General features: G+C 74.8%; 22 protein-coding genes. 15 read left to right on the forward strand and 7 right to left on the reverse strand.

The window, feature by feature from the left end; translation table 11 throughout:
• Window positions 1–99: 99 nt before the first annotated feature.
• From ACLWS4_RS22620 to ACLWS4_RS22650, 7 genes are all read left to right on the forward strand, one after another.
• Window positions 100–588: a hypothetical protein gene (locus ACLWS4_RS22620; RefSeq protein WP_181970462.1), complete on the forward strand. Its 489-nt coding sequence runs from the start codon at window positions 100–102 to the stop codon at window positions 586–588.
• Window positions 585–1,451, forward strand: coding sequence for an NmrA family NAD(P)-binding protein (locus tag ACLWS4_RS22625; RefSeq protein WP_416875055.1), 867 nt, complete (start codon window positions 585–587; stop codon window positions 1,449–1,451). Before ACLWS4_RS22620 ends, ACLWS4_RS22625 begins: the two co-directional genes overlap by 4 nt.
• A gap of 391 nt (window positions 1,452–1,842) precedes the next feature.
• The gene (locus tag ACLWS4_RS22630) at window positions 1,843–5,805 is read left to right on the forward strand and encodes a Pls/PosA family non-ribosomal peptide synthetase (RefSeq protein WP_416875056.1); all 3,963 of its coding nucleotides are present in this window, start codon (window positions 1,843–1,845) and stop codon (window positions 5,803–5,805) included.
• 47 nt (window positions 5,806–5,852) lie between these two features.
• On the forward strand, window positions 5,853–7,178 hold the full coding sequence (locus ACLWS4_RS22635) for a M1 family metallopeptidase (RefSeq protein ID WP_387824387.1): 1,326 nt from the start codon (window positions 5,853–5,855) through the stop codon (window positions 7,176–7,178).
• 162 nt (window positions 7,179–7,340) lie between these two features.
• Window positions 7,341–8,720: a serine hydrolase domain-containing protein gene (locus ACLWS4_RS22640; RefSeq protein ID WP_416875057.1), complete on the forward strand. Its 1,380-nt coding sequence runs from the start codon at window positions 7,341–7,343 to the stop codon at window positions 8,718–8,720.
• A 405-nt stretch (window positions 8,721–9,125) separates the two neighbouring features.
• Window positions 9,126–9,962 (forward strand): GNAT family N-acetyltransferase, encoded by an 837-nt coding sequence (locus ACLWS4_RS22645; RefSeq protein WP_416875058.1) that lies wholly within the window; start codon window positions 9,126–9,128, stop codon window positions 9,960–9,962.
• The gene (locus tag ACLWS4_RS22650) at window positions 9,959–10,780 is read left to right on the forward strand and encodes a lysophospholipid acyltransferase family protein (protein ID WP_416875059.1); all 822 of its coding nucleotides are present in this window, start codon (window positions 9,959–9,961) and stop codon (window positions 10,778–10,780) included. The genes ACLWS4_RS22645 and ACLWS4_RS22650 overlap by 4 nt, the downstream gene beginning before the upstream one ends.
• Window positions 10,781–10,865: 85 nt before the next feature.
• Here the strand turns inward: ACLWS4_RS22650 and ACLWS4_RS22655 are convergent, their stop codons facing one another.
• A complete protein-coding gene (locus ACLWS4_RS22655) occupies window positions 10,866–12,431 on the reverse strand; it encodes an MFS transporter (RefSeq protein WP_416875060.1) in 1,566 nt (521 codons plus the stop codon).
• Between the two features lie 124 nt (window positions 12,432–12,555).
• On the opposite strand from ACLWS4_RS22655, the gene ACLWS4_RS22660 reads away from it, so the two are divergent.
• The 3 genes from ACLWS4_RS22660 to ACLWS4_RS22670 all read left to right on the forward strand — a co-directional run bounded on the left by ACLWS4_RS22660 (window position 12,556) and on the right by ACLWS4_RS22670 (window position 15,418).
• Complete coding sequence (locus tag ACLWS4_RS22660; RefSeq protein ID WP_074003603.1) at window positions 12,556–13,254, forward strand: TetR/AcrR family transcriptional regulator; 699 nt, start codon at window positions 12,556–12,558, stop codon at window positions 13,252–13,254.
• Window positions 13,255–13,384: 130 nt separating this feature from the next.
• Complete coding sequence (gene pip, locus ACLWS4_RS22665) at window positions 13,385–14,347, forward strand: prolyl aminopeptidase (protein WP_416875061.1); 963 nt, start codon at window positions 13,385–13,387, stop codon at window positions 14,345–14,347.
• 72 nt (window positions 14,348–14,419) lie between these two features.
• Window positions 14,420–15,418: a YdcF family protein gene (locus ACLWS4_RS22670; RefSeq protein ID WP_049654556.1), complete on the forward strand. Its 999-nt coding sequence runs from the start codon at window positions 14,420–14,422 to the stop codon at window positions 15,416–15,418.
• A 128-nt stretch (window positions 15,419–15,546) separates the two neighbouring features.
• Here ACLWS4_RS22670 and ACLWS4_RS22675 read toward each other — a convergent pair whose 3' ends face one another.
• Window positions 15,547–16,110, reverse strand: a complete 564-nt coding sequence (locus ACLWS4_RS22675) for a PaaI family thioesterase (protein ID WP_388049565.1) — start codon at window positions 16,108–16,110, stop codon at window positions 15,547–15,549.
• Between the two features lie 198 nt (window positions 16,111–16,308).
• Here ACLWS4_RS22675 and ACLWS4_RS22680 point away from each other — a divergent pair, with 198 nt between their 5' ends.
• Complete coding sequence (locus ACLWS4_RS22680) at window positions 16,309–17,796, forward strand: PHB depolymerase family esterase (RefSeq protein WP_416875062.1); 1,488 nt, start codon at window positions 16,309–16,311, stop codon at window positions 17,794–17,796.
• 113 nt (window positions 17,797–17,909) lie between these two features.
• On the opposite strand, the gene mca is transcribed toward ACLWS4_RS22680, so the two are convergent.
• Window positions 17,910–18,839 (reverse strand): mycothiol conjugate amidase Mca, encoded by a 930-nt coding sequence (gene mca, locus ACLWS4_RS22685; protein ID WP_416875063.1) that lies wholly within the window; start codon window positions 18,837–18,839, stop codon window positions 17,910–17,912.
• Window positions 18,840–18,867: 28 nt separating this feature from the next.
• The gene (locus ACLWS4_RS22690; RefSeq protein WP_416875064.1) at window positions 18,868–20,313 is read right to left on the reverse strand and encodes an MDR family MFS transporter; all 1,446 of its coding nucleotides are present in this window, start codon (window positions 20,311–20,313) and stop codon (window positions 18,868–18,870) included.
• Window positions 20,314–20,508: 195 nt separating this feature from the next.
• On the opposite strand from ACLWS4_RS22690, the gene ACLWS4_RS22695 reads away from it, so the two are divergent.
• Together ACLWS4_RS22695 and ACLWS4_RS22700 are read left to right on the forward strand one after the other, a co-directional pair.
• Window positions 20,509–21,156 carry a TetR/AcrR family transcriptional regulator gene (locus tag ACLWS4_RS22695; RefSeq protein WP_074003609.1) on the forward strand — a complete coding sequence of 216 codons (648 nt, stop codon included), beginning with the start codon at window positions 20,509–20,511 and terminating at the stop codon, window positions 21,154–21,156.
• Between the two features lie 118 nt (window positions 21,157–21,274).
• A complete protein-coding gene (locus ACLWS4_RS22700; protein WP_416875065.1) occupies window positions 21,275–21,955 on the forward strand; it encodes a DUF6445 family protein in 681 nt (226 codons plus the stop codon).
• 30 nt (window positions 21,956–21,985) lie between these two features.
• Here the strand turns inward: ACLWS4_RS22700 and ACLWS4_RS22705 are convergent, their stop codons facing one another.
• Complete coding sequence (locus ACLWS4_RS22705; RefSeq protein ID WP_416875066.1) at window positions 21,986–22,120, reverse strand: hypothetical protein; 135 nt, start codon at window positions 22,118–22,120, stop codon at window positions 21,986–21,988.
• Between the two features lie 189 nt (window positions 22,121–22,309).
• Between ACLWS4_RS22705 and murQ the strand changes: the two genes are divergently transcribed.
• Window positions 22,310–23,215: an N-acetylmuramic acid 6-phosphate etherase gene (gene murQ, locus ACLWS4_RS22710; RefSeq protein WP_416875067.1), complete on the forward strand. Its 906-nt coding sequence runs from the start codon at window positions 22,310–22,312 to the stop codon at window positions 23,213–23,215.
• 59 nt (window positions 23,216–23,274) lie between these two features.
• Here murQ and ACLWS4_RS22715 read toward each other — a convergent pair whose 3' ends face one another.
• Entirely contained in the window at window positions 23,275–23,787 is a 513-nt protein-coding gene (locus tag ACLWS4_RS22715; RefSeq protein ID WP_416875068.1) for an isochorismatase family protein, read from the reverse strand.
• A gap of 19 nt (window positions 23,788–23,806) precedes the next feature.
• On the reverse strand, window positions 23,807–24,532 hold the full coding sequence (locus ACLWS4_RS22720; RefSeq protein WP_416875069.1) for a TetR/AcrR family transcriptional regulator C-terminal domain-containing protein: 726 nt from the start codon (window positions 24,530–24,532) through the stop codon (window positions 23,807–23,809).
• Window positions 24,533–24,659: 127 nt separating this feature from the next.
• On the opposite strand from ACLWS4_RS22720, the gene ACLWS4_RS22725 reads away from it, so the two are divergent.
• The gene (locus tag ACLWS4_RS22725; protein WP_416875070.1) at window positions 24,660–25,973 is read left to right on the forward strand and encodes an MFS transporter; all 1,314 of its coding nucleotides are present in this window, start codon (window positions 24,660–24,662) and stop codon (window positions 25,971–25,973) included.
• The last annotated feature ends 21 nt before the right edge of the window (window positions 25,974–25,994 follow it).

Here is a 25,994-nt window from a genome sequence, read left to right on the forward strand (position 1 = left end):
GCCGCCGTTCGGTGGCCCGCCTCCTCCCAGCCCCAATAGTTAGGCACCTAAGCACAAATACTTAGGTGCCTAACCACAAACGAAAGGACATCCGCTCCGATGAGCAAGAAGGCCCCCGGCGCTCCCCCGCCCTTCGTCCTGTGGCGCGAGGTCCTGCTCGCCTACGCCATGCCCGCCGCCATGGCCGGGGCCGGTGGAGCCGTCACCGGCCAGCCCCAGCTGGTGGCCGCCGCGCTCACCACCATCGGCGGCACCTCCGCCCTGGTGGCCGCCGCCCTCGGCGCCGCACTGCGCCGCCGCCCCGTCCGCACCCGGCCGGCCCGGACCCCGCGCGCCCTCGCGGCCGCCGCCCTCGGCCTGGCCGGAGCCGCGCTCGGCCTGGCTGTCGGCCTCGCCGCCGCCCACTGGCTGCCGCAGGTCCCCCGGCTGGCCGACAGCCCGTGGCCGCACCGGCTCCCCATCGACCTGCCGGTCTCCTCGGCGATCGCCGCCACCATCACCACCTGGCACTGGCGCGGCAGCCGCCCGGCCCGCACGGCACAGCACCGACTCCCCACCGCACCCCTCCCCGAAAGGCAGACGTCATGATCGTCATCATGGGCGCCGGTGGCGCCACCGGCGGCGCCACCCTGCGCAGCCTCGCCGCCCTCGGCGCACCGAGCCGCGCCCTCAGCCGCGAGCCCGCCCGACTGGCCGCCGCACTCGACGAGCGCACCCTCGCCCGCACGGCCACCCTCCCGGCGGACGCCGCCGACCCGGCCTCCCTGCGCGCGGCCTTCCACGGCGCGCACCAGCTCTTCCTCACCATGGCCAACGGCCCGCAGCAGGTCCGGTACGAGCTGAACGCGATCGAGGCGGCGGTCGACTGCGGCGTGGAGCACATCGTCAAGGTCTCCGCGCCCGCCGCCGAGCCGGACTCCCCCGTCGCCGTCTCCCGCGGCCACCACCTGATCGAGGAGCGGCTGCGCTCCTCCGGCATCACCACCACCGTCCTGCGGCCGTACGCGTTCATGCAGAAGCTGCTGCTCCTGGCGCCCGGCATCGCCGCCGCCGGGATGGTGCACGGCGCGCTGGGACAGGCGCGTTGCAACTACGTGGACGCCCGGGACATCGGGGACGCGGCGGCCGAGGTGCTCACCCGCCCCGAGCTCGCCGGTGGCACCTATCCGCTCACCGGCGGGCGGGCCTACAGCTACCCGGAGCTCACCGCGCTGCTGGGCGAGCTGCTCGGCCGGCCGGTCCGCTACCTCGACCTGGGCCCGTCCGAGCTGCACGCCCACCTGGTCGGCCGGGCCGGGATGCCGGACTGGCTGGCCACCCACGTGGTGGAGATCCAGCAGCTCGCGGTGGTCCGCAAGGAGACGCCGGACGACACCTTCCTCCGCCTCGCCGGACGCGCTCCGCGCACCCTGGAGGCCTTCCTCGGCGAGAACCTGCACCGGTTCCGCTGACCGCCGGGCCGTACGGCGGGCCGGGGCCGGACCGAGGGGACCGGAGCGCGAAACCCGGCCCGCCGACGGCCCGCCACCCGAAGGGAGCAGCATTCGCTGTGGCGTGGATCACGGTCGAAGAATCGATCTGACGATCCGTCAACTTCACTGACACCTCGTCACATGGGTTCCAACGGTGCTCAGTTATTGACTGACGAAGCGTCAGATTCGGCCACTCCGGCGCCAGTTGGGCCGTGCGTCCGCTCCTGCCGGGTCGCCGCGCCGGGGCTACCATCGGTCGGGTTGTCCGCTCCGGCCCCGGAGTGGGGTCACCCGATCAGGCGGTGCCCCCACCGCCCCAGGGGCCGGGCATCGGTCGGAACGGGGCGAGGACGAGGAGCGCACGGCTGCCATGACAGCTGAACCGAGCCACCCGGAGCAGTACCCCACGCCACCGCAGGATCCGACGCCCCACGCCGAACCCGTCCAGGGGTCCACGCCCCACGCCGAACCCGCCCAGGCGCCGGTGCCGCAGGCCGAGCCGGCCCTCGCCCTGTTCCCCGGCCGCCCGGCCGCCGCCCCGCGCACCCTGGTCGACGTGCTGGACGCCACCGTGTCCGCCCACCCCGACGAGCCCGCCCTGGACGACGGGCGCACCGTGCTCAGCTACCGCGCGCTGGCCGCCGAGGTCGAGCAGCTGCGCCGCCGGTTGGCCGCCGCCGGGATCGGCCCGGGCGACCGGGTCGGCGTGCGCGTGCCCTCCGGCACCAACGACCTGTACGTCTCGATCCTCGCGGTGCTCGCCGCCGGGGCCGCCTACGTCCCGGTGGACGCCGAGGACCCGGACGAGCGCGCCGAGCTGGTCTTCGGCGAGGCCGCCGTCGCCGCCGTGCTCGGCGCCGGGCGCGGCCTGGCGACCACCGGCGAACGCGCTCCCGCCCTGGAGCGCCGCCCCACCCCCGCCGACGACGCCTGGATCATCTTCACCTCCGGGTCGACCGGCAAGCCGAAGGGCGTCGCCGTCACCCACCACAACGCCGCCGCCTTCGTGGACGCCGAGGCCGCACTCTTCCTCCAGGAGGAGCCGATCGGCCCCGGCGACCGGGTGATGGCCGGCCTCTCGGTGGCCTTCGACGCCTCCTGCGAGGAGATGTGGCTGGCCTGGCGGCACGGCGCCTGCCTGGTGCCGGTCCCCCGCTCCCAGGTGCGCAGCGGCGCCGACCTCGGCCCGTGGCTGGCCGAGCAGGAGATCACCGTGGTCTCCACCGTCCCGACCCTGGCCGCGCTGTGGCCGGCCGAGGCCCTCAACGAGGTGCGGCTGCTGATCTTCGGCGGCGAGGCCTGCCCGCCCGAGCTGGTGCAGCGCCTGGTCACCGAGGGCCGCGAGCTGTGGAACACCTACGGCCCCACCGAGGCCACCGTGGTCGCCTGCGCCGCCCTGCTGACCGGCGAGGGCCCGGTGCGGATCGGCCTGCCGCTGGACGGCTGGGACCTCGCCGTGGTGGACGAGGCCGGCCTGCCGGTCGCCCCCGGCGGCACCGGGCAGCTGGTGATCGGCGGGGTGGGCCTGGCCCGCTACCTCGACCCGGAGAAGGACGCCGAGAAGTATGCGCCGCTGCCCTCGCTGGGCTGGGAGCGCGCCTACCGCAGCGGCGACCTGGTCCAGGCGGACCCGGCCGGCCTGCTGTTCCTCGGCCGCACCGACGAGCAGATCAAGCTGGGCGGCCGCCGGATCGAGCTCGGCGAGGTCGACGCGGCCCTGCAGGCCCTGCCCGGCGTGGCGGGCGCGGCGGCCGCCGTCCGGACCGCGCGCGGCGGCAACCAGCTGCTGGTCGGCTATCTGGTGGTCCAGGACGGCTTCGACCGCGAGCAGGCCGTCGAGCGGCTGCGCGCCGAGCTGCCCGCCGCCCTCGTGCCGCTGCTGGCGACCGTCGAGGCCCTGCCCACCCGGACCTCCGGCAAGGTCGACCGGGCCGCCCTGCCCTGGCCGCTGCCCGAGCTGGAGAACGCGGGCCCCGGCGAGGAGCTGTACGGCACCGAGGCCTGGCTGGCCGAGCAGTGGTCGGAGATCCTCGGCGTGCGGGTCGGCGGCCCGCGCGACGACTTCTTCGCGATCGGCGGCGGCAGCCTGGCCGCCGCCCGGCTGACCACCCTGCTGCGCACCCGCTACCCGAGCGCGGCCGTGCTGGACATCTACCAGCACCCGACGCTGCGCAAGCTCGCCCGGCACCTGGAGCGCTCCGCCGGCGAGAGCGCCGAGGCCCGTACCGTCGCCCTGGTGCCGACCAGGGCCAAGCTGCTCCAGCTGCTCCTGCTGGTCCCGCTGTTCACCGTCGTCGGCCTGCGCTGGACGGTCGCCCTGCTGGCCGCCGGGAACCTGCTGACCCACCTCGGCGACTACCCGTGGGCGCCCACCGCCTCCTGGTGGTGGGTCGGCGCGGGCGCGCTCGCGCTGTACACCCCGGCGGGCCGGCTGGCCGTCGCGGCGGGCGGCGCCCGGCTCCTGCTGCGCGGGGTGCGCCCGGGCAGCCACCCGCGCGGCGGCTCCGTCCACCTGCGGCTGTGGACCGCCGAGCGGCTCGCCGAGCTGAGCGGCGCGGACTCGCTGTCCGGCGCCTGGCTGACGCGCTACGCCCGGGCGCTGGGCGCCAAGGTCGGGCCCGAGGTGGACCTGCACTCGCTGCCGCCGGTCACCGGGATGCTGAAGCTGGGCCGCGGCTGCGCGGTCGAGGCCGAGGTGGACCTGTGCGGCTACTGGCTGGACGGCGACCGGCTGCTGATCGGCCAGGTCAAGATCGGCTCCGGTGCCGTGGTCGGCACCCGGTCGACGCTGCTGCCCGGCGCCCGGGTCGGCAAGCGCGCCCAGGTGGCGGCCGGCTCCAGCGTCACCGGGCAGGTGCCGACCGGCCAGCGCTGGGGCGGCGCGCCCGCCGTCAAGCTGGGCCGCACCGAACGCGCCTGGCCCAAGGAGCGCCCCGCCCGCCGGGCCCGCTGGGCCTCGCTGTACGGCGCCAGCGGTGCCGTGCTCGGCCTGCTCCCGGCGCTGCCGGCGCTCGCCGCGCTGGCCGTGCTGTCCCGGTTCGTCGACCAGGGCGCGGCGCTCGGCCCGGCGCTCGGCGGCGCGCTGCTCGGCCTGCTGCCCGCCACGCTGGCGTTCGGCGCGGTGTACGCGACGCAGCTGGTGGTGCTGGTCCGGCTGCTGAGCGCCGGCCTGGTGCCCGGGACGCACCCGCTGCACGGCCGGGTGGGCTGGCAGGCGTGGACCGTCACCCAGCTGATGGACCGGGCCCGCGAGGTGCTGTTCCCGCTCTACGCCGGGCTGGTCACGCCGCTGTGGCTGCGCACCCTCGGGATGCGGGTCGGCCGGGGCGCGGAGGTGTCCACGGTGCTGGCGCTGCCCAGCCTGACCACGGTCGGCGACGGCGCGTTCCTGGCCGACGACACCCTGATCGCCCCGTACGAACTGGGCGGCGGCTGGGTGCGGCTCGGCGAGGCGAAGGTCGGCGAGCGGGCGTTCCTCGGGAACTCGGGGATGACCGCGCCGGGCCGCTCGGTGCCCAAGCGCGGCCTGGTGGGCGTGCTGTCGGCGACACCGGCGAAGGCGAAGAAGGGCGGCTCGTACCTGGGCATGCCGCCGATGCGGCTGCCGCGCTCGGCGGACCTGGCCGACCAGAGCCTGACCTACGAGCCGCCGGCCCGGCTGCTGTGGGCGCGCGGGCTGGTCGAGGTGGCCCGGCTGGTGCCGGTGCTGGCCTCGGCGGCGCTGGGCCTGCTGACCGCGGCGGCGCTGTCCTGGCTGGCGGCCGGCTCGCCGCTGACCGCCGCGCTGCTGTCGGGCCTGGTGCTGCTGGCGGCCGGCGCGCTGGCCTGCCTGGTCTCGGCCGCCGCCAAGTGGCTGCTGGTCGGACGGTTCCGGGCGGTGGAGCACCCGCTGTGGAGCGGCTTCGTGTGGCGCAACGAGCTGGCGGACACCTTCGTGGAGATGCTGGCGGTGCCGTGGCTGGTCGGCGCGGTGCCGGGCACCCCGGTGCTGAACCTGTGGCTGCGCTCGATCGGCGCGCACGTCGGGCACGGGGTCTGGTGCGAGAGCTACTGGCTGCCGGAGGCGGACCTGGTCACCCTCGGCGACGGGGTCACCATCAACCGGGGCTGCGTGGTGCAGACGCACCTCTTCCACGACCGGATCATGCGGATGGATACTGTGGTCCTCCGCGAGGGCGCCACCCTGGGCCCGGGCGGCATCGTGCTGCCCGGCAGCACGGTGGGCGCGCGCAGCACGCTGGGCCCGGCCTCGCTGGTGATGCGCGCCGAGTCCGTCCCCGCCGACACGCGGTGGCTGGGCAACCCGATCGAGGCGTGGCAGAGCACGCCGTGACCACCTCCCCGTCCCCCCGTCCCGGCCCGCAGGAAGCGCACGTCCCCGTGAAGCCCAAGCACGTCCCGGCGGCCGCCGGCGCCCCGGACCCGTACTTCCCGAACAGCGGCGACCACCGCTACCGGGTGCACCGCTACGAGCTGGCGCTGGACTACCGGCCCGGGCCCAACCGGCTGGCCGGCTCGGCCCGGCTGAGCGCGGTCGCGGACGCGGCGCTGGCCGAGTTCGCGCTCGACCTGGCCGAGTTCCGGATCGGCCGGGTGCTGGTCGACGGCAAGGCCGCCCGCTACACCCACCGCGGCGGCAAGCTGCGGATCCGCCCCGCCAGGGCGCTCGCGCCGGGCGCGGCGTTCACCGTCGAGGTGCACTACGCGGGCAACCCGCGCCCGGTGCGCAGCCCGTGGGGCGGCCTGGGCTGGGAGGAGCTGACCGAGGGCGCGCTGGTGGCGAGCCAGCCGGTCGGCGCGCCGTCCTGGTTCCCGTGCAACGACCGCCCCGCCGACAAGGCGACCTACCAGCTGGCGCTCACCACGCCGTCCCCGTTCACGGTGGTGGCGAGCGGCCGGCTGCTGACCCGCACCACCCGGGCGTCCAGCACCACCTGGGTGTACGAGCAGAGCGCGCCGACCCCGACGTACCTGGTGACGGTGTCGATCGGGCACTACCGGCCGGTGCCGTTGGCGGTGCGCCCGGCGGTGCCGCAGACCGGCTACGTGCCGGAGCGGCTGGCCGCCGCCTTCGCCCGGGACTTCGCCCGGCAGCCGGAGATGGCGGCGTACTTCGGCGAGGTCTTCGGCCCGTACCCGTTCGGCGAGTACGCGGTGGTCGTCGCGGACGAGGAGCTGGACGTCCCGGTGGAGGCGCAGGGCGTCGCCACCTTCGGCACCAACCACCTCGGCGGCGGCTGGGAGCGCGAGCGGCTGATCGCCCACGAGCTGGCCCACCAGTGGTTCGGCAACAGCGTCACCATCGCCGACTGGCGGCACATCTGGCTCAACGAGGGCTTCGCCAAGTACGCGGAGTGGCTCTGGTCCGAGCACGCCGGCGGCCCGGGCGCGGCCGTGCACGCCGCCGCCGCGCACCGGCTGCTGGCCGGGCTGCCGCAGGACCTGACACTCGGCGACCCCGGCCGCAGGCTGATGTTCGACGACCGGCTGTACCAGCGCGGCGGGCTGGTGGTGCACGCGCTGCGGCGGGCGCTCGGCGACGACGCGTTCTTCGCGATGCTGCGGGACTGGACGGGCGCCAACCGGCACGGCGTGGTCGCCACCGCCGACCTGCGCGCGCACGCCGCCCGGTACACCGCCGCGCCGCTCGGCCCGCTCTTCGAGGCCTGGCTGGAGCGGCCGGAACTGCCGCCGCTGCCGGGCTGATCCGGTCACCGGGCCCGGCCTGATCCGGTCACCGGGCCCGGCCTGATCCGGTCACCGGGCCCGGGCGCGGGGTTATGGGGCCCGTGCGCGGGATTATTGGGTCGGCGTCGCGGCCGGGCTGGACTACTGTCCGTGCACATGTCGATGAGTCCAGAAGCCCACATGACCGACCTCCCCTCCGAGCTGCTGCCCGCCACCCGCCGAGCCCTGCTGCACCGGCTCGCCGTCGCCCAGGCCGAGGGGCGCACGCCCTCGATGGTCGCCGGAGTGCTGCGCGACGGGCGGCCGGTGTGGAGCGGCGCCCGCAGCATGGTCGACGGGCACGCGCCGACCCCGGACGTCCAGTACCGGATCGGCTCGCTCACCAAGACCTTCGTCGCCGTGCTGGTGATGCGGCTGCGCGACGAGGGCCTGCTCGACCTCGCCGACCCGCTCTCCCGCCACCTGCCCGGCACCCCCGCCGACGACGCGACCGTCGCCCAACTGCTCGCGCACTCCTCCGGCCTGACCGCCGAGACCCCCGGCCCGTGGTGGGAGCGGACCGAGGGCTCGCTGCGCCCCGGCCTCGACGACGTCCTGGAGGCCGACCGGCCGCTGAAGCACCCCGCCGGGCGGGTGCACCACTACTCCAACCCCGGCTACGCGCTGCTCGGCGCCCTGGTCGCGAAGCTGCGCGGCGAGCCCTGGGGCGAGGTGCTGCGCCGCGAGGTGCTGGCCCCGCTCGGCATGGACCGCACCACGCTGCTGCCCGAGCACCCGCACGCCGGGGGCTTCGCCGTCCACCCCTGGGCCGACGTCATGCTGCCCGAGCCGCTCACCGACACCGGGCTGATGGCGCCGGCCGGCCAACTCTGGTCCACCATCGCCGACCTGGCCCGCTGGGCGGCCTTCCTGACGGCCGGCGACGACAGGGTGCTGTCCGCCGACACCGTCGCCGAGATGCGCCGCCCGGCCGTCGCCCCGGACGACGCCGAGTGGACCAGCGGCTACGGCCTCGGCCTGCAACTGCGCCGCGACGAGGGCCGGCTGCTGTACGGGCACACCGGCTCGATGCCCGGCTTCACCGCGGGCCTGTGGATCAGCGAGACCGACGGCCTGGCCGCGTACGCCCTCTCCAACGCCACCAACGGCGCCAGCGCCCCGTCGCTGGCCGCCGAGTTGATCGCGCTCACCGCCGACCTGGAGCCCCGGCTGCCCGAACCGTGGCGCCCGCTCGCCGAGGTGGACGCGGAGCTGCTGGAGCTCACCGGCCCCTGGTACTGGGGCGCCGCGCCGGCCGCCCTGCGGCTGCGGCCCGGGCGGGTGCTGGAGCTCACCCCGCTCACCGGCCGCGGCCGGGGCTCGCGCTTCCGGCCCGAGGCGGACGGCACCTGGACCGGTGTGGAGAACTACTACGCGGGCGAGACCCTGCGGGTGGTCCGCCACCCCGACGGCACGGTCAGCCACCTCGACGTCGGCTCCTTCGTCTACACCCGCGAGCCGTACGGCCCGGCCGGCGCCGTCCCGGGCGGGGTCGACCCGGAGGGCTGGCGGGCGTTCTGAGCGGCGCGCCGCGATCGTCACGACAGCGGCACGTCGGATCGTCACGACAGCGACGTGACGCGAGCGGCGTGACGGCGCGATCGTGACGACAGCGGCGTGACAGCAGCCGCGTGACGACCGCGGGGTCGCGACAACGGGGGCGTGCGGTGCGGCCGTACGCCCCCGTGGTGCGTGTTGTCCACCCCCCGCGAACGAGCGCCCGGTGCCGGGCAGATGACCGCCGGGCCACGGGTGGTGCCATTCAACAGGTGCACATCTGCGGTCCTCCGGGCCGCAACATGAATGCCAACCGATTCGGAGAGAAACACGGGGACCGGTTCGCGTCCATGCCCAACCGCCTGCGGACCGGGACGGTGCCCTGGTGATCCACGGCACCGCCGATCGTGCTGCCCTGGAGGGTCCGCCATGACCACCGTCCCCACGTACGCTCCGTCCGCAGTCACCACCACCCACGACGCCCCGGCGGTCCCCGCGCCCCGCCCCCACCGGCCCGCCGCCCCGGCCTCGTACACCGTCTCCCTCGCCCGCGACGAGGACGACGTGCGCGCCGCCCAGCGGCTGCGCCACCAGGTCTTCGGCACCGAGCTGGGCGCCGAACTGCACAGCCCGGTCGCGGGCCTGGACGTCGACCCGTTCGACGAGTTCTGCGACCACCTGCTGGTCCGCGAGGGCGAGCGGGGCACCGTCGTCGGCACCTACCGGCTGCTGCGCCCCGAGGCCGCGCGCCGGGCCGGACGGCTGTACTCGGACGGCGAGTTCGACCTCTCCGCGCTCGCGCCGGTCCGCCCCGGCCTGGTCGAGCTCGGGCGCTCCTGCATCCACCCGGACCACCGGGGCAACGGCGCCGTCATCAACCTGATGTGGGGCGGCATCGCGCGCTACCTGGCCGACACCGGCAACACCTGGGTCGGCGGCTGCTGCTCGATCGAGCTGGCGGACGGCGGCGCCACCGCGGCCCGGGTCTGGGACACCGTCAGCGCCAAGCACCTGGCGCCCGAGGAGTACCGGGTCACCCCGCACCGTCCCTGGGACGCCACCGGGGTGGCACGCGCCGAGCGGGGCGCGCTGCCGGCCCTGCTCCGCGGCTACCTGCGGCTCGGCGCCTGGGTCTGCGGCACGCCCGCGTACGACCCGGACTTCGACTGCGCCGACCTGTACGTGCTGCTGTCGCTGGAGCGCACCGACCCGCGCTACCTGCGGCACTTCCTGTCCGGCGGACCCGCCTCGGGCGCCTCGTCGTGAGCGTCTGGCTGCCCACCGCGACCTGCCGGCCCGAGACCTGCCTGGCCGACGTCCCGCCGAGGGTCTCCCACCCCCGGCGGGCGCTGCGGCTGACGGCCTGTCTGGCGGCGGTGCTGGCCGGGGTCGTGCTCCTCCCGCCGGTCCGGCTGCTCCGGGACCGCGCCCGGAACCGGCTGGCCCGGCTCTGGGCCCGGGTCGTGCTGCGCACCCTCGGGGTGACGGTCCACCTCGCCGGGCCCGACGGCTGGGGGCCCGGCGCGGACGGCGGGGTGCTGGTGGTGGCCAACCACGTGTCCTGGCTGGACATACCGCTGCTCGCCGCCGGGCGGCCGGGCCGGTCGCTGGCGAAGACCGAGGTCCGCCGGTGGCCTGTGCTCGGACCGCTGATCGCCTTGGGCGGCACCGTCTTCCTGGACCGCGACCGGCTGCGGACGCTGCCGGACACCGTCGCGACGGTGGCCGAGGTGCTGCGCTCCGGCCACCCGGTGATCGTCTTCCCGGAGGGGTCGACCTGGTGCGGGCGGGAGAGCGGCCGGTTCCGGCCCGCGCTGTTCCAGGCGGCGGTGGAGGCGGGTGCCGACGTCCAGCCGGTGACGATCCGCTACCGGCTGGCGGACGGACGGCCGACCAGCGTGCCCGCCTTCATCGGGGACGACGGGCTGCTCACCTCGCTCGCCCGGGTGGTCGCGGCCCGCGGGCTGGTCGCCGACGTGACCTTCCTGCCGCCGATACCACCGCCCGGGCCCCGGCCCGGGCGGGCGGGCGCCCGGCGCGAACTGGCCCGCACGGCGCAGGCGGCGGTGGAAGGGATCCGCTGACCTCGCGCGACCTCCTGTGACCTTCCCGGCCTTCCGCGACCTCCCGCGACCTCCTGACAGCACCTCACCGGTCGGTCCCGGCGGCTCAGGCGACGCCCGCCCCGGCCAGGTCCTCCGGCCGCGGCTCTTCGGAGGCCGCCGGGGCGAGCGGGCGGGCCCGGCCGACCAGGACGGCGACCAGGACCGCGGTGACGGCGAGCACGGCCGAGCCGCAGCGCAGCGCGAGGTGGATGCCGTCGACGAAGGCCCCGTCCACCGCCTGGCGCACCGGCTCGGGCAGTGCGCCGGCCGCGCCGCCACCGCCGTGGGCCGCGCCGGTCGGCGCGTCCGCGATCGGGCCGACGGCCTCCGGCGGGACGCCGAGTCGGTGCAGGGCCGAGGTCAGCCCGTCGGTCATCCGGTTGGTCAGGACGGCGCCGAGCACCGCGATCCCGAGCACGCCGCCGAGTTCGCGCAGGGTGTTGACGGTCGCCGAGGCCATCCCGGTCTGCGCCGGGGCGACCCGCTGGAGCACCGCGACCGAGACCGGGGTGAAGGTCAGCCCCATGCCGAAGCCCATCGTGAACAGCGTCCACAGGTACTCCGGGTAGCGGGCGTGGTCGCCGTACAGCGACAGCCCGCCGAGACCGAGCGCGCACAGCGCGAGGCCCAGCACCATCGGCGGCCGGGGGCCGTACCGGGCGGCGAATCGGCCGGACAGCGGCCCGGCGACCACCAGCATCGCGGTCATCGCCAGCCCGGCGTACCCCGCGCCGGACGGGGACCAGCCGAGCACGCCCTGCATCATCAGCGGCAGGAAGAACAGCGCCCCGAACATCCCGAAGCTCACCATGAACCCGCTGAGCAGCGCACCGCTCAACGCGCCGTCCCGGAACAGCCGCAGCTCCAGCATCGGCTCGGCCAGGCGCAGTTCGAGCAGCAGGAAGGCGGCCAGCAGGACGGCGGCGGCAGCGCCGCAGCCGGTCACCCGGGGGTCGGTCCAGCCTCGCGTGGGGCCCTCGATCAAGGCGTAGACGAGCAGGCCGAGGCCCGCCGCCGAGAGCGCGAACCCGCCGAAGTCGATCCGCCGGGCGCGCGGCGGGATCTCCGGGAGGACCTTGGCGGCGAGCAGGACGCCGGCCACGCCGATCGGCACGTTGATCCAGAACACGCTGGCCCAGCCGAAGTGTTCGACCAGCGGGCCGCCGATCACCGGGCCGATCGAGAGGCCGATCGCGGACACCCCGGACCACACGCCGATCGCCTTGGCCCGCTCGCGCTCGTCGGTGAACACGTGCCCCAGCAGGGTCAGGCTGCCGGGGGTGAGCAGCGCCGCCCCGACCCCCTGGACCATCCGGCCCGCGACCAGCACGCCGATCGTTCCGGCGAGCGCGGCCACGGCGGAGCCGAGCGTGAACAGGCCGAGCCCCAGCACGAACATCCGGGTACGGCCGTGGCGGTCACCCAGCGCGCCGCCGGTCAGGACGAGTGCGGCGTAGACCAGGCTGTAGCCCTCCGCGACCCACTGGAGACCACTGATCCCGGCGTCCAGCTCCTGCCCGATGCGGGGCAGGGCGACATTGACGACGACGTTGTCCAGCATGGCCATGAACATGGCGATGCAGAGCGTGAGCAGCGCGAGCCGTTTGCGGCGGGCGCTCGACTTCTCCATGGGTTCCCTTCCGATCATGAGCCCCTAACAGTGTTAGGGGTCGGCGTGACAGCCACAGAGTGCACCTAACGGTGTTAGATTGCAAGCGGGAATCGACCGCACCACCGGAGGCGTCCGCACAGCCATGCCGCAGAACCACACCGACACACCCGGAACCGACGACGCGACACCCGCCCTGACCAGGGAGGCCCTCGCCCAGGCCGCACTGCGCGTCCTGGAACGGGACGGCCTGGCCGGGCTGTCCATGCGCAAGGTCGCCGCCGAGGTCGGCGTCAAGGCGGCCTCGCTGTACTGGCACGTCCGCAACAAGCAGGAACTCCTCGACCTGCTCACCGACGCGGTGATGGGCTCCGCCGAGCCCCCGCCGCGCGAGGGCGACTGGCGCGAACAGTTCCACGCGTACTGCTGGCGCTACCGCCGCCTACTGCTCGGCACCCGGGACGCGGCCAAGGTCGTCGCCGGCCGGCTCGCCCCCGGACCCAACCTGCTCGGGCTCATGGAGGACCAGCTGGACCGGCTCCGCGCGGCCGGCTTCACCGACGCCGACGCCGCCATGGCCAGCTACCTGCTCGGCGCCTTCGTCCAGGGCTTCGTGCTCCAGGAGCAGTCGCCGATCTCGGCCTCCGAGGTCCTCGGCACCAGCCGCCGGGACATCGCCGACGCCGCCGGAGACCTGTTCCGCGCCCTGCCCGCCGAGACCTTCCCCAACCTGGTCGACCTCGCCGACGACCTCACCGAGCCGAACATGGACGCCCGCTTCGAGTTCGGCGTCCAGCGGATCCTCGACGGCCTCGCGGCCCTGCTGCCGCCGGAGCGGCGCTGAGCCCGGGGCCCGGGGCCGGTCCTCCCCGTCCCGGGCCTCCATCCACGCCGCCTCCTCGGGCCGGACCCCGGCCTCCGGCAACGGGTAGGCTCACCGGGCCCCCGCCCGTACGACCACGGAGGAGTCACCGATGCCCGAGCCGTACCCCCTCTACGAACCCTACGCACAAGGCCTGTTGGACGTCGGCGACGGTCAGCTGATCCACTGGAACGCCTCCGGCGACCCGGCCGGCAGGCCGGCCGTGGTGGTGCACGGCGGGCCCGGCTCCGGCCACAGCCCGGGCGCCCGACGGTACTTCGACCCGGAGCGCTACCACCTCGTCCAGTTCGACCAACGCGGCTGCGGGCTCAGCCGGCCGCACGCCGCCGACCCGTCGACCAGCCTGGAACACAACACCACGGCGCACCTGATCGCCGACATGGAGCGGCTGCGCGAGCACCTCGGCATCGACAAGTGGCTGCTGTACGGAGGCTCGTGGGGCTCCACGCTGATCCTCGCGTACGCGCAGGCCCACCCGGAACGGGTCTCCGCGATCGTGATCTGCGGGGTCACCATGACCCGCCCCGAGGAGACCGACTGGCTCTACCGGGGTGTGGGCCGCTTCCTGCCCGGGCCCTGGGAGGAGTTCCGGGACTTCCTTCCGCCCGCCGACCGGGACGGGGACACCTCCGAACTGCTCGCCGCCTACAGCCGGCTGCTCAACAGCGCCGACGAGTCCGTCCGCCGGGCCGCCGCCAACGCCTGGGCCACCTGGGAGGACGCGGTCATCTCGCACGAGTCGCTGGGCAAGCCGAACGCGTACACCGACCGCCCCTCCGAGGCGCTGATGGGCTTCACCCGGATCACCGCCCACTACTTCTCGCACCAGGCCTTCCTGCCGGACGGCCAACTGCTGCGCGACGCCGGACGGCTGGCCGGAATCCCCGGCGAGCTGATCCACGGCCGACTGGACCTCGGCGGACCGCTCGCCACCGCCTGGCAGCTGGCCAAGGCCTGGCCGGACGCGCGGCTCACGGTCATCGACGAGTCCGGGCACACGGGGAGTCCGCGGATGCGGGAGGCAGTCCTGGCCGCGATCGAACGCTTCGCCTGAGCGCTCCGCAGCCCTGGGGTCGGGCCGGTCCGATCAACGGCCCGACCCTACGGCGACCGTAGAATACGGCGCATGATCGCCTATGCCCCAGCCGCCCTGTTCTTCGTCCTGTTCGGACTCGGGGTACTACGCGACCGTCGCCAGTTCAGCAACGCCATCCTGCTCGGCATCGCCGTCTCACTGCTCTCCCTCGCCGTGCTCGCCGAACTGCGCAGAGCCCCCACCCTGGTGGTGGAGATCGCGATGGTGGCGATCTTCCTCCTGCCGACCGTCGGGACCGTGGCCCTGATCTGGTTCCTCATCGCCAACGGCCTGACCATGATCCGCAAGGAGGGCAGACGGCCGGCCAACCTGCTCTCGCTGCTCGCCGGGCTGGGCATCGTCGCCGTCATCCTGATGCTGTTCGTGGCCCTCGCCCTCCGCTCGGCCCGACTGGGCATCGTGGTCGGCACCCTGCTCCTGGTGATCGGCTACGTCTCCTTCCTCTTCACCTGCTTCATCGGCTACGCCTTCCTCTACGGCCGCCACCGGCCCCGCCAGGACGTGGACTTCGTGGTCGTACTCGGCTCCGGACTGATCGGCGGCGAGCGCGTCCCGCCGCTGCTCGCCAGCCGGCTGAACCGGGGCCGCGAGGTGTACGAGAAGCAGGCCGCCCGCGGCAACCCGCCGGTGCTCATCACCTCCGGCGGCCAGGGGCCGGACGAGAAGCTGCCGGAGTCCCACGCGATGGCCGACTACCTGGTCGAACACGGCTTCCCCGCCGAGCACATCGAGCGGGAGGACCGCTCGCGCACCACCGAGGAGAACCTGCGGTTCAGCAAGGCCATCATGGAACAGGCCAAGCCCGACTACCGCTGTGTCGTGGTCACCAACAACTTCCACGCCTTCCGGGCCGCCCTGCTCGCCCGCGAGACCGGCGTCAACGGCCACGTCTTCGGCTCCCCCACCGCCCGCTACTACTGGCCGAGCGCGACCATCCGCGAGTTCGCCGCGATCTTCCTGTCCCACAAGCTGGTCAACTTCGGCATCTGCGGCCTCATCGCCCTCTGCGGCCTGCTCGGGGCACTCTGAGCGGCTCCTACCGCTCAGACCCCTCCGGCTGCTCCGAGTGCCAGGTTCGGGCCCCGGTCGCCACAGCGGCCGGGGCCGGCCCGTTCCGGGGCGGGTACGGCGGCCGCCCGGCCGGGCCACCCGCTCGGTCAGGACTCTGGGCGGTCAGGCCTCCGGGCGGGGGCCAGGATCGCGCAGGTGGTGGTGGCGTGCGCGTAGAGCTTGCCGTTCTCCGCGCCCACCACCCTGGCCTCCGCCGTCGCCATCGTCCGGCCCAGGTGCAGCACCACGCCCTCGCAGCGCAGCGTCCCGGAGTCGGCGAACAGCGGGCGCAGCATGTGGACGTTGAGCTGGGTGGTGGTGTAGCCCACCCCGGCCGGCAGCCTGCTCAGCACGGCGCAGCCGAGGGCCGAGTCGAGCAGGGCCGCCAGGTAGCCGCCGTGCACGGTGTTCATCGGGTTGTGGAGGTGGTCTCCGGGTTCGCCCCGGAACACCGCCGTTCCCGGCTTCACCTCGGTCAGGTGAAAGCCCATGGTGCCGCAGATCGAGGGCTCCGGGATCCGCCCGGCGATCCACTCCAGCAGGATCTCCTCTCCGCTCAGGTGGGTGAACTCGGCGATCGGCGGGCCGGGCGTCCAGGTGTGGGTCCGGGTCCGCCGCTCCGGGCCGTTCGTGGGCTGGGGGCCTTCGGCGGCGATCTCATCGGTGGTCATGGGATCAACCTGCCTGGTCCGGCCGCCTGCCTCAAGTGCCTTACGGCGCGCGGTGGGTACGGGGCCGCGGCCGCCGGACCATGGCGGCCCGTGCCATGCCCGGGCGGCGGACCCCGGATGACCGCCACATGGCACCGGGGCTCCTGGCGCGCCACGCTGCACGGGACCGGCCCCCTCCTCCCCCACCCAGGAGTCCCCATGCCCCTGCGCCCCACCGCCGCGGCGCTGTTCACCGCCGCCGTCCTCGCGCTCGGTACCGCCGCACCCGGCGCGGCCGCGGCCTCCGACACGGTTTCCACCCTGCCGTCCGCAGCCGCAGCCGCAACCGCGACTGCGAGCGGCAGCTTCCAGCAGGTCACCGGGTTCGGCACCAACCCGGGCAACCTCGCAATGTACACCTACACCCCCGCCGGGCTGCCCAGCGGCGCTCCTCTGGTGGTCGCGCTGCACGGCTGCGTCCAGAGCGCCACCGACTACTACCGCAGCTCGGGCTGGACCAAGTTCGCCGACCAGTACGGCTTCGCGGTGGTGTTCCCGCAGACCAGCAGCGTCAACAACAGCCTCTCCTGCTTCAGTTGGTTCGACGCGGGCAAGGCCGCCCGGGGCGTCGGCGAGGCCAGGTCGGTGGTCGAGATGGTCACCAAGGCCGAGTCCCTGTACGGCTCGGACGCCCGCCGGGTGTTCGTCACCGGGCTCTCGGCCGGCGGCGGGATGGCCGCCGACCTGCTGGCCGACTACCCCGACGTGTTCGCCGGCGGGGCGATCGACTCCGGACTGCCGGCCCACTGCGCCGCCACCCAGGCCGCCGCCTCCGGCTGCCAGAACTCCGACCAGGGGCTCACCCCGGCCCAGTGGGGCGACAAGGTCCGGGCCGCGTACCCGGGTTACACCGGACCGTGGCCCAGGGTGGCGATCTGGCAGGGCACGGCCGACACCGTGGTCAGGCCGGTGAACGCGACCGAGCTGCGGGACCAGTGGACGAACGTCCAGGGCGTCGGCCGCCAACCGACCGGCACCCGGAGCCTCCCCGGCGGCACCACCCAGGAGCTCTACGCCGACGCGAGCGGAAAGCCCGCCGTGGCAGTGTTCACGATCAGCGGGATGGGCCACGGCCTGGCCGTCCACCCGGGCTCCGGGGCCGACCAGTGCGGAGCGACCGGCGCCTACTTCCTCGACACCATCTGCTCCGGCTACTACACCGCGCAGTTCTGGGGGCTGGACGGTGGTTCCGGCCCCACCGACCCCGGGCTGCCGGCCCCGACCGGCCTGACGGCGAGCGCGACCGCCGGTTCGATCGCCCTCGGCTGGCAGGCCGTCAGCGGCGCGGCCTCCTACCAGGTCTTCCGCAACGGCGGCCAGGTCGGCACCGCGACCGGCACGACCTTCACCGACACCGGACTCGCGGCCGGCACCACGTACGGCTACACCGTGGCGGCGGTCGACGGCTCGGGCACGGTCGGCGCCCGCTCGGCGGCGGTGACGGCGACCACCCCGGGCGGGGGCGCACCCCAGTGCTTCACCGCCAGCAACTACGACCAGGTCCTGGCCGGCCGTGCCACCCAGAGCGGCGGCCTGACCTTCGCGCTGGGCTCGGGCCAGAGCATGGGGCTCTGGAACACCTTCGTCACCCACACCCTGAAGCAGACCGGCCCGGGCTTCTACGTGCTCGCCGACGGCCAGTGCTGAACGGACGGCAGCCCGCACGCCACCGAGCAGCACCACGACCACCCGCCCCACAACGGCCCACAGCGCGACGGCCCACACCACGACGGCCCGCGCCACCACGCCGACCGTGAGGCTCATCCCACCCCCACCTCCACCTCCACCTCCACCCGGAGCCCGGCGAACAGGTCGGTCTCGATCCCGCCCGCCGCGGCCGCCGCACCGGCCTCCGGCAGCAGGCTCCGGGCGAGGTGGTAGTCCTCCGTCGGCCAGACCTCGCGCTCGATGTCCCGCGGGTGGGCCATGAAGGCCACGCCCGGCTCCACCTGGGTGGCGTGCGCCAGCATCGCCGCGTCCCGTACGGCGAACTGCTCGGCGCACGCGATCCGGGTCGTGGTGGCCAGGGCGGGCGGGGTGTCGGGCCAGCCGGCCAGCAGCTCGCCCATCTCCGAGGGGACTCCGCGTTCCGTCATGGCCGTGTGCAGCGCCTGGAACCAGGCCCGGGAGAGCGCCAGGTGGTAGTAGAGCTTGGACACCTGCCAGGGCTCGCCCTGCCCGGGGTGGCGCTGCGGGTCGGCGGCGGCTTCTACGGCCGCCACGGTGACCTGGTGGGTCATCACGTGGTCCGGGTGCGGGTACCCGCCGGTCTCGTCGTAGGTGACGACCACCTGGGGGCGGAACTCCCGGATCAGCGCGACCAGCGGCGCCGCCGCCAGCTCCACCGGCCGGGCCGCGAAGCAGTCCTCCGGGAGCGGTTCGCCCGGCCCGGGCATCCCGGAGTCGACGAAGCCGAGGAACCGCTGGCGCACACCGAGGATCTCCCGGGCGGCCGCCATCTCCTCGCGGCGGACGCGGGCGATGTCGGCCCGGACCTCGGGCCGGTCCATGGCCGGGTTGAGCACCGAGCCGCGCTCGCCGCCGGTGCAGGTGGCGACCAGGACGTCCACGCCCTCGGCCGCGTACCGGGCGAGGGTGGCCGCGCCCTTGCTGGACTCGTCGTCGGGGTGCGCGTGCACGCTGAGCAGGCGGAGAGCGCCGGGGTGACGGGTGGACACGGGTACCTCCATGTTTGGGTGGTCGGAAGCCGCTCGGCGGTCAGCGGGACGGGCGGGTGTTCGGGTAGAGCAGTGCCGGGGCGATGGCGAGTGCCGACAGGGCCAGCACCCACCAGAAGGTCTCGCCGAAGGCCGCACCCGGCTGGTCGGGGTGCCCGCCCTGCGCCTGCTGGAGCGCCAGCGTCAGCACCGCCGTGCCGAGCGCCCCGCCGAGCCGGTTGAGCACGTTGACCGCGCCCGCCGCCGCCGGCACCTGGGCCTTCTCGACGCTCCCGTACACCGCCGCCAGGCCGGGTATCGCGATCAGCCCCATGCCCGCGCCGCGCAGCGCCAGCGAGCCGACGATCAGCCAGGCCGCCGGTTCGGAGCCGCTGCCCAGCCGGGTGAACGCGAGCATGCCGGCCAGGGAGCAGGCGATGCCGATCATGATCAGCGGACGCGGCGCGAAGCGGTCGGTGATCCGGGCGGCCAGCATGGCGGTGACCGCCGTACCGAGGGCCTGCGGCGCCAGCAGCAGACCGGCCTCCACCGCCCCGGCGTGCTTCACCTGCTGGTAGTACAGCGGCACCAGGAACATCGAGCTGTAGAGCGCGGCGCCCTGGAGGAAGCTGTTCGCCGTCGCCACGGAGAACCCGCGCCGGGCGAACAGCCGCAGGTCGATCAGCGGCGCCCGGCCGACCTTGCGGCCCACCCGCAGCGCGTGCCAGCCGTAGACCGCCACCAGCACCGTGCCCACCACCAGCGCGACCCAGCCGGCCGTCGCGCCGTCACCGATCGTCGAGAGCCCGTAGACCAGCCCGGTCAGACCGGGCGAGAGCAGCACCAGCCCCGTCACGTCCAGCCGGGGCTTCGGTATGTCCGACGCCTCGTCAGTCGGCAGCCAGCGGGCGGCGAGCAGCAGGATCACCAGCCCGACCGGCACGTTCAGCAGGAACATCCAACGCCAGTCGAAGTGCTCCAGCACCAGCCCGCCGAGGATCGGCCCCAGGACCGGGGCCAGACTGATCGGGAGCATCAGCGTGCCCATCACCCGCCCGACCCTGGACGGCCCGGCCGCTTGTATGATGATCGCCTGGCCGAGCGGTTGAATCATCCCGCCGCCGATCCCCTGCAGCACCCGGAAGGCGATCAGACTGCCCGTCGACCAGGCCAGGCCGCACAGCGCCGATCCGAGCACGAACAGGACGACCGAGGCGAGCCACGCCCGCCGCCCCCCGAAGCGGCCGGCGGCCCACCCCGAGAGCGGCATGGTCAGCGAGATCGCCAGCAGGTACCCCGTGGCCACCCACTGCATCTCCGCGATCGAGCCGTGCAGATCGCGGCCGACGGAGTCGATGCCGACGTTGACGATCGTGCTGTCCAGCAGCGCGAGCACCGGCCCCAGCGCGAGCACCGAGGCCATCTTCCACAGGCCCGCCGGAATCGGCTCCGGCGCCCCCTCCCGGACTCCTCCCGGCTGGTCCTTCGCGGCGACGGATGTCGTCATGCGCCCCTCCCCTAGTCGCAGTCGGGCCAGCGCCCCCCGAACCCGCGTGCGGCACCCCGACGCTCGCTCGGCACACTCTCGGACGCTCACCCGGGCAGCCGCTCCGGCCGCCCGAGAAGAACTTAGGCCGGACCCACTGATTGGGTCAAGCCTAATTCCTGTACCCGACCCAGCAACCTGCGCTACGCTCCCGGCATGACCGAGAACGCGACCACGCCGAGCCTGCGCGAGCTCAACAAGCGCCGCACCCGCGAGGCGATCTCGCACGCCGCGACCAGGCTCTTCATCGAGCAGGGCTTCGACCGCACGACCATCGCCGAGGTCGCGGCCGCCGCGGGCGTCGCCAAGATGACCGTCACCAACCACTTCCCGCGCAAGGAGGACCTCTTCTTCGACCTGCACGAGGAGCTCGTCGTCCGGCTCGCCGCGACCGTCGCGGGGCGCGCGCCGGGCGAGTCCGCGCTCGCCGCGCTGCGCCGCGACTGCCTCGCCGGGCTCGACCGGCACGACGCCCGGCTCGGCTTCTCCGGCCCGGAGTTCGCCCGCACCGTCTTCGACAGCCCCGCCCTGGGCGCCCGGCTGCGCGAGCTGCACGAGCAGGGCGAGACGGCGCTCGCCGAGGCGCTGGCCGAGGCGGTGCACGAGAGACCCGTCGGCTTCGAGTGCCGCGTCGCCGCCGCGCTGCTCGCCGCCGTCGACCGCGCTGTGTTCGCCGAGGTGTTCCGCCGCACCCTGGCGGGCGAGGAGCAGGCGGCGATCGCCACCGCCGTCCGCCCCTCGGCGGTCCGGGCCTACGACCGTCTGGAGGGCGCCCTCGGGAGCTTCGCCGTACGGGAGGCCTAGGCCGCGGGCCCGGCCTCCGACCAGGGGCTGAACCACGTGTCCGGGCCGGAGCACCCTTGACGAAAGGTTGACCTGCTCACGGCAGAAGGTTGGCGATGGCCGCCTCTATCGTCGGCCCATGCCCTCACAGCCCATCAGGCCCACCACCCTGCCGGTCCTGCCCTACCGCAAGCCCACCCGGGGCCGGGACTACTGGGTCCTGGACAACGTGCTGCCCGACCCGGACGCCGTCCGGGAGCGCTGTCTGGCCCGCGGGGACTGGACCGAGGGCTACCCGCACCGCCCCGAGACCTGGCCAGGGCTGCGCACCATGCCGGGCCTGGAACCCGGGGAACTGGCCCGGGTCGAGTCGCTGGTCCGCAAGGCCACCGGCGCCTCCCGGCTCTGGGTGCGGAGCACCCCGGGCGGCGGCACGCTCAACCACAACTGCGTCCAGGTCGTCGGCGCCGGGGAATCGGAATCCCGCCCCCACACCGACTCCCGCGCGCTCTGCCGCTACGCCGCCGTCCTCTACCTCAGCCCCGGCGCCCCGAAGGACGCCGGCACCAGCTTCTACCGCCAGCAGTTCCCCGGCGGCCGCCTCGGCGGCAACCTGGTCAACGCCCCGCACACCAACCTGGTCGAGGCACTCGGCACCCGCCACGTTCCCGGCGACCACTTCACCGAGGACGTCCGCGTCCCCAACCGCTACAACCAGCTGCTCCTCTACCACGCCAACCTGATCCACAGCGCCACCGGCTACTACGGCACCGACCTGGCCGAGCGGCGGATGACGGCGGTCTTCTTCTGGATGGCGTGACCCCCACCTACTCTCCGGACGACCCGCCCCTCAGCCGGCGCCCACGTGCGCCAGACTCGCCCTGGTCAGCGCCGCCGCCAACCGGGCCTGGTCCGCCGGCCCGAACAGCGCCCCCAGTGCGGCCGGTTCACCCGGCAGCCCGAGCGTCCGGGCCTCCGCCAGCACCCGCTCGTCGAAGTAGGGCCGCAGCGAGGACCAGACCGCCTGCGCCTCGCGCCGGCCCCCTCATGCCCTCCATCCACGCTTGCCCGGATTCGGGCACCCCGCACCCGGGGAGGCTGGCCGCATGAACGAGCGAATCATCGGACGACATGCCCAGGCGAATGCCACGGCCGCACGAAGCGAGGCGGGCGCATGAGTCGTGACACCGTTCCCGCGACCGAGACCATCCGCCCCGAGTGGGCCGCGATCGACGAGTTGCCCACGGTCGAGCTGCTCCGGCTGATGAACGCCGAGGACCGCACGGTGCCCGAGGCCGTCGCCGGGGAGTTGGAGCGGATCGCCGCCGTGGTCGACGCCGTGGCCGTCCGGATGGCGCGTGGTGGCCGGCTGGTCTACGCGGGCGCCGGGACGGCCGGGCGGCTCGGCGTGCTGGACGCCGTCGAGTGCCCGCCGACCTTCGGCACCGATCCGGCGCTGGTCGTCGGCCTGATCGCGGGCGGGCGCCCGGCCGTCACAGCGGCGGCCGAGGGTGCCGAGGACCGCACCGACCTCGCCGAGGCCGATGTGGCCGCGCTCGCCCTCACCCCCGCCGACACCCTGGTGGGCGTCTCCGCCTCCGGCCGTACGCCCTACCCGCTGGCCGCCGTCCGCGCCGCACGCGCGGCGGGGGCGCTGACCGTCGGGCTGGCGTGCAACCGCGGCTCGGCGCTCGCGGCCGCGGCCGAGCTGGGCATCGAGGTGGAGGTCGGCCCCGAGGTGCTGGCCGGATCGACCCGGCTCAAGGCGGGCACGGCGCAGAAGCTGGTGCTCAACCTGCTGTCCACGGCGGTGATGGTCCGGCTCGGCCGGACGTACGGAAATCTGATGGTCGACCTCCGCGCCACCAACGACAAGCTGCGCGACCGCGCCCGACGGATCGTCGCCGAGGCGACCGGCGCCGACGGGACCGCGGTCGACCGCGCCCTGAGCGCGACCGGCGGCCGGGTCAAGGACGCCATCCTCTCCCTGCTCGCGGACGTGGACGCCCCCACCGCCGCGCGCCTCCTCACGGCCTCGCAGGGACGGCTGCGCGAAGCCCTCCGCCTCGCCCGGCCGTAACAGCCCTGCACCGCGCCCGGCCAAAACCCCGCCCGGCCGTAGCCCCGTCCCCCGCCGGCTCACCCCAACCGCACGTCCGCCACCACGACGACCTCGCCGAGGCGCGGGAAGTCCAGGTCCACCGACGCCCGGTGCTCCTCCGCCGTGAGCGCGGCCATCGCGTCCTCGACGAACAGCAGCCGGTACCCGTGGTCGCCGGCGGCCCGGGCGCTGGACTCCACGCCGAGGTTGGTGGCGATCCCGGTGAACACCAGGGTCTCCACGCCCCGCGCCCGCAGCAGCCCGTCCAGGCCGGTGCCCTGGAAGGCGCCGATGGTGCGCTTCACCACGACCTCGTCGGCCACCGCCGCGACCTCCGCGACCAGCCCGCTCCCGGGCGGCTGCTCGGCGACGTTCGGCCGCTCGACCCGCACCGCGACCACGGGCGCGCCCGTCGCCCGGAACTCCCGGGCCAGCTCCAGCGAGGCCTCCACCACCTCCGAACCGGTGCGCGGCGCGAGCGGGTTGGCGACGATCCGGTCCATCAGGTCGATCAGGACCAGGGCCGTACTGCGGGGATCAAGGGTGGTCATGGACGTCACGCTAGTCCAGTCACGCCGGCCCGTCCGACGACCGGCCCTCCTGCGCCCGGCCCTCCGAGGCCCGGACCTCCGACACCGGAGCGCCCTCCCCCGTCACCGGAGCGCCCTCCCCCGCCTCCCGCGCGATCTCCGCCCGGAACCCCTCGATCAGCACCCGCAGCCCGTACTCGAAGTCCGCGTCGTGGTCGGTCATCCGCAGCACGTCCACCGCCTCGCGCAGCAGCGGCAGTTCGCGCAGCGCCTCGTCCGGGAACGGCGGCCGGTCGCGGTCCGCGGTGTCCTGCCGCCAGGCCTGCTCCTCGGTGACCCAGCCCATGATGTACCGGTCGACGGTCAGCAGCAGCCGCAGCGCCGTACGCGGGCGCAGCCCGGCCCCGCACAGGGCGGCCAACTGGGCCTCGACCGCCGGGAGTTCGTCCTCGCTGGGCAGGGTGCCGGCGTGCACCCGGGCGCCGTCGCGGTAGGCGAGCAGGGCGCCGCGCTTGGCGCGGGCGTCGGCGGCGATCCACTCAGGCCAGTGCGCCGGGTCCGGCTCGCGGTCGGGCGGGAGGGCCTCGGCGAGCATCGCCTCGGCCATCAGGTCGAGCAGTTCCCGCTTGTTCTTGAAGTGCCAGTACAACGCCGGTGACTGGACGCCGAGTTCACGGGCGAGCCGGCGGGTGGTCAGCCCGTCGATGCCCTCCTCGTCGAGCAGGCGCAGCGCCGTGCGCACCACCTCGTCGCGTTGCAGCGCCATCCGATCGCCCTCCTGGGTTATCCGCTTGCCAGACCCACCTTATCGCCGATAAGTTCCCGAGCTGGAATTTATCAGCGATAAGGACGGCCGTCGCGACGCCGACGACCGCGAAGGGATCCCACCCCTCGTGACCTCCAACCCGAACCCCACCTCCGGACCCGACCCCACCTCCAGCCCCGACCGCCCCTGGTCCCGCCTGCTGCCGAACACCGCCCCCTGGCGCTCCTCCCGGGACTTCCGGCTGACCTGGACCTCCGGCACCGTCACCCTGCTCGGCTCGATCTTCACCATGACCGCGATCCCGCTCCAGATCGCCGACCTCACCGGCTCGCCGCTGGCCGTGGGCGCGGTCGGCGCGGTCGAGCTCGTGCCCGTCATCCTGTTCGGCCTCTACGGCGGCGTCCTCGCCGACCGCGCCGACCGCCGCACCGTCGCCCTGGCCACCGAGGTCGCCCTGGCCGCGCTCAGCGCCTTACTGCTGGCCAACGCGCTGCTCGGCACCCCCGCCGTCTGGCCGCTCTACGTCGCCGCCGGGGTGGCGGCGGCGATCCAGGGCATCCAGCAGCCCTCGGTCGAGGCGATGGTCCCCCGCCTGGTGCCCCAGGACCAGCTGGTGGCGGCGGGTGCCCTGCTGTCCCTGCGCTGGAGCATCGGCGGCGTGGCCGCCCCGGCGGCGGCCGGCCTGCTGATCGCGACCGCCGGCGTCCCGGCGGCCTACCTGGTCGACCTCGGCACCTTCCTGCTCTCGATCGCCCTGCTCGCCCGGGTCCGGCCGGTCCCCTCGGAACGGGACGCCGAGGCGCCGCGGCTCACCGAGTTCCTCGACGGCGCCCGGTACGCGGCCCGGCGGCCCGATCTGGTCGGCACCTACCTGGCCGACCTCGCGGCCACCGTCTTCGCCCTGCCCACCGCGCTCTTCCCGTTCCTGGCCGCGGAGTTGGACGCCACCTGGGCGCTCGGCCTGCTCTACTCGGCCGGTGCGGCCGGCAGCCTGATCGCCGCCGCGACCGGCGGGTGGGCGGAGCGGGTGCACCGGCACGGCCGGCTGGTCCTGCTCTCCGCGGCGCTGGTCGGCGCGGCGACGGCGGCGGCCGCCTTCGCCCCGGGCCTGTGGGCCGTCCTGCTCTGCCTGACCGTCGCGGGCGGCGCGCACTGGGTCGGCGACACCTTCCGCAGCGCCATCTGGAACCAGTCCATTCCAGACGAACTCCGGGGCCGAGCGGCCGGGTTGGAGATGCTGATCGGCTCCGCCGGGCCGGCCCTGGGCGACCTGCGGGCGGGCGGGCTCGCGGCCCGCCAGGGCATCCGGGCGGCGCTGCGCACGGGGGGCCTGCTCTGCCTCGGCAGCTCGGCCGCCGTGTCCGCCGCGCTCCCCGCGCTCTGGCGCTATGACCGGCGGGCGCACCGCACCGGGCCGGCCGCGCCGGAGCCCACCCCGTGACGCGCCCGCCGCACCCACCCC

This window comes from Kitasatospora sp. SC0581, assembly GCF_048159585.1.
Lineage (GTDB): Bacteria > Actinomycetota > Actinomycetes > Streptomycetales > Streptomycetaceae > Kitasatospora.

Coding starts and splice junctions, on each gene's coding strand:
- ACLWS4_RS22620 (WP_181970462.1), top strand. CDS start 100: ATGAGCAAGAAGGCCCCCGGCGCTCCCCCGCCCTTCGTCCTGTGGCGC.
- ACLWS4_RS22625 (WP_416875055.1), top strand. CDS start 585: ATGATCGTCATCATGGGCGCCGGTGGCGCCACCGGCGGCGCCACCCTG.
- ACLWS4_RS22630 (WP_416875056.1), top strand. CDS start 1,843: ATGACAGCTGAACCGAGCCACCCGGAGCAGTACCCCACGCCACCGCAG.
- ACLWS4_RS22640 (WP_416875057.1), top strand. CDS start 7,341: ATGACCGACCTCCCCTCCGAGCTGCTGCCCGCCACCCGCCGAGCCCTG.
- ACLWS4_RS22645 (WP_416875058.1), top strand. CDS start 9,126: ATGACCACCGTCCCCACGTACGCTCCGTCCGCAGTCACCACCACCCAC.
- ACLWS4_RS22655 (WP_416875060.1), bottom strand. CDS start 12,431: ATGGAGAAGTCGAGCGCCCGCCGCAAACGGCTCGCGCTGCTCACGCTC.
- ACLWS4_RS22660 (WP_074003603.1), top strand. CDS start 12,556: ATGCCGCAGAACCACACCGACACACCCGGAACCGACGACGCGACACCC.
- pip (WP_416875061.1), top strand. CDS start 13,385: ATGCCCGAGCCGTACCCCCTCTACGAACCCTACGCACAAGGCCTGTTG.
- ACLWS4_RS22670 (WP_049654556.1), top strand. CDS start 14,420: ATGATCGCCTATGCCCCAGCCGCCCTGTTCTTCGTCCTGTTCGGACTC.
- ACLWS4_RS22675 (WP_388049565.1), bottom strand. CDS start 16,110: ATGACCACCGATGAGATCGCCGCCGAAGGCCCCCAGCCCACGAACGGC.
- ACLWS4_RS22680 (WP_416875062.1), top strand. CDS start 16,309: ATGCCCCTGCGCCCCACCGCCGCGGCGCTGTTCACCGCCGCCGTCCTC.
- mca (WP_416875063.1), bottom strand. CDS start 18,839: ATGGAGGTACCCGTGTCCACCCGTCACCCCGGCGCTCTCCGCCTGCTC.
- ACLWS4_RS22690 (WP_416875064.1), bottom strand. CDS start 20,313: ATGACGACATCCGTCGCCGCGAAGGACCAGCCGGGAGGAGTCCGGGAG.
- ACLWS4_RS22695 (WP_074003609.1), top strand. CDS start 20,509: ATGACCGAGAACGCGACCACGCCGAGCCTGCGCGAGCTCAACAAGCGC.
- ACLWS4_RS22700 (WP_416875065.1), top strand. CDS start 21,275: ATGCCCTCACAGCCCATCAGGCCCACCACCCTGCCGGTCCTGCCCTAC.
- murQ (WP_416875067.1), top strand. CDS start 22,310: ATGAGTCGTGACACCGTTCCCGCGACCGAGACCATCCGCCCCGAGTGG.
- ACLWS4_RS22715 (WP_416875068.1), bottom strand. CDS start 23,787: ATGACCACCCTTGATCCCCGCAGTACGGCCCTGGTCCTGATCGACCTG.
- ACLWS4_RS22720 (WP_416875069.1), bottom strand. CDS start 24,532: ATGGCGCTGCAACGCGACGAGGTGGTGCGCACGGCGCTGCGCCTGCTC.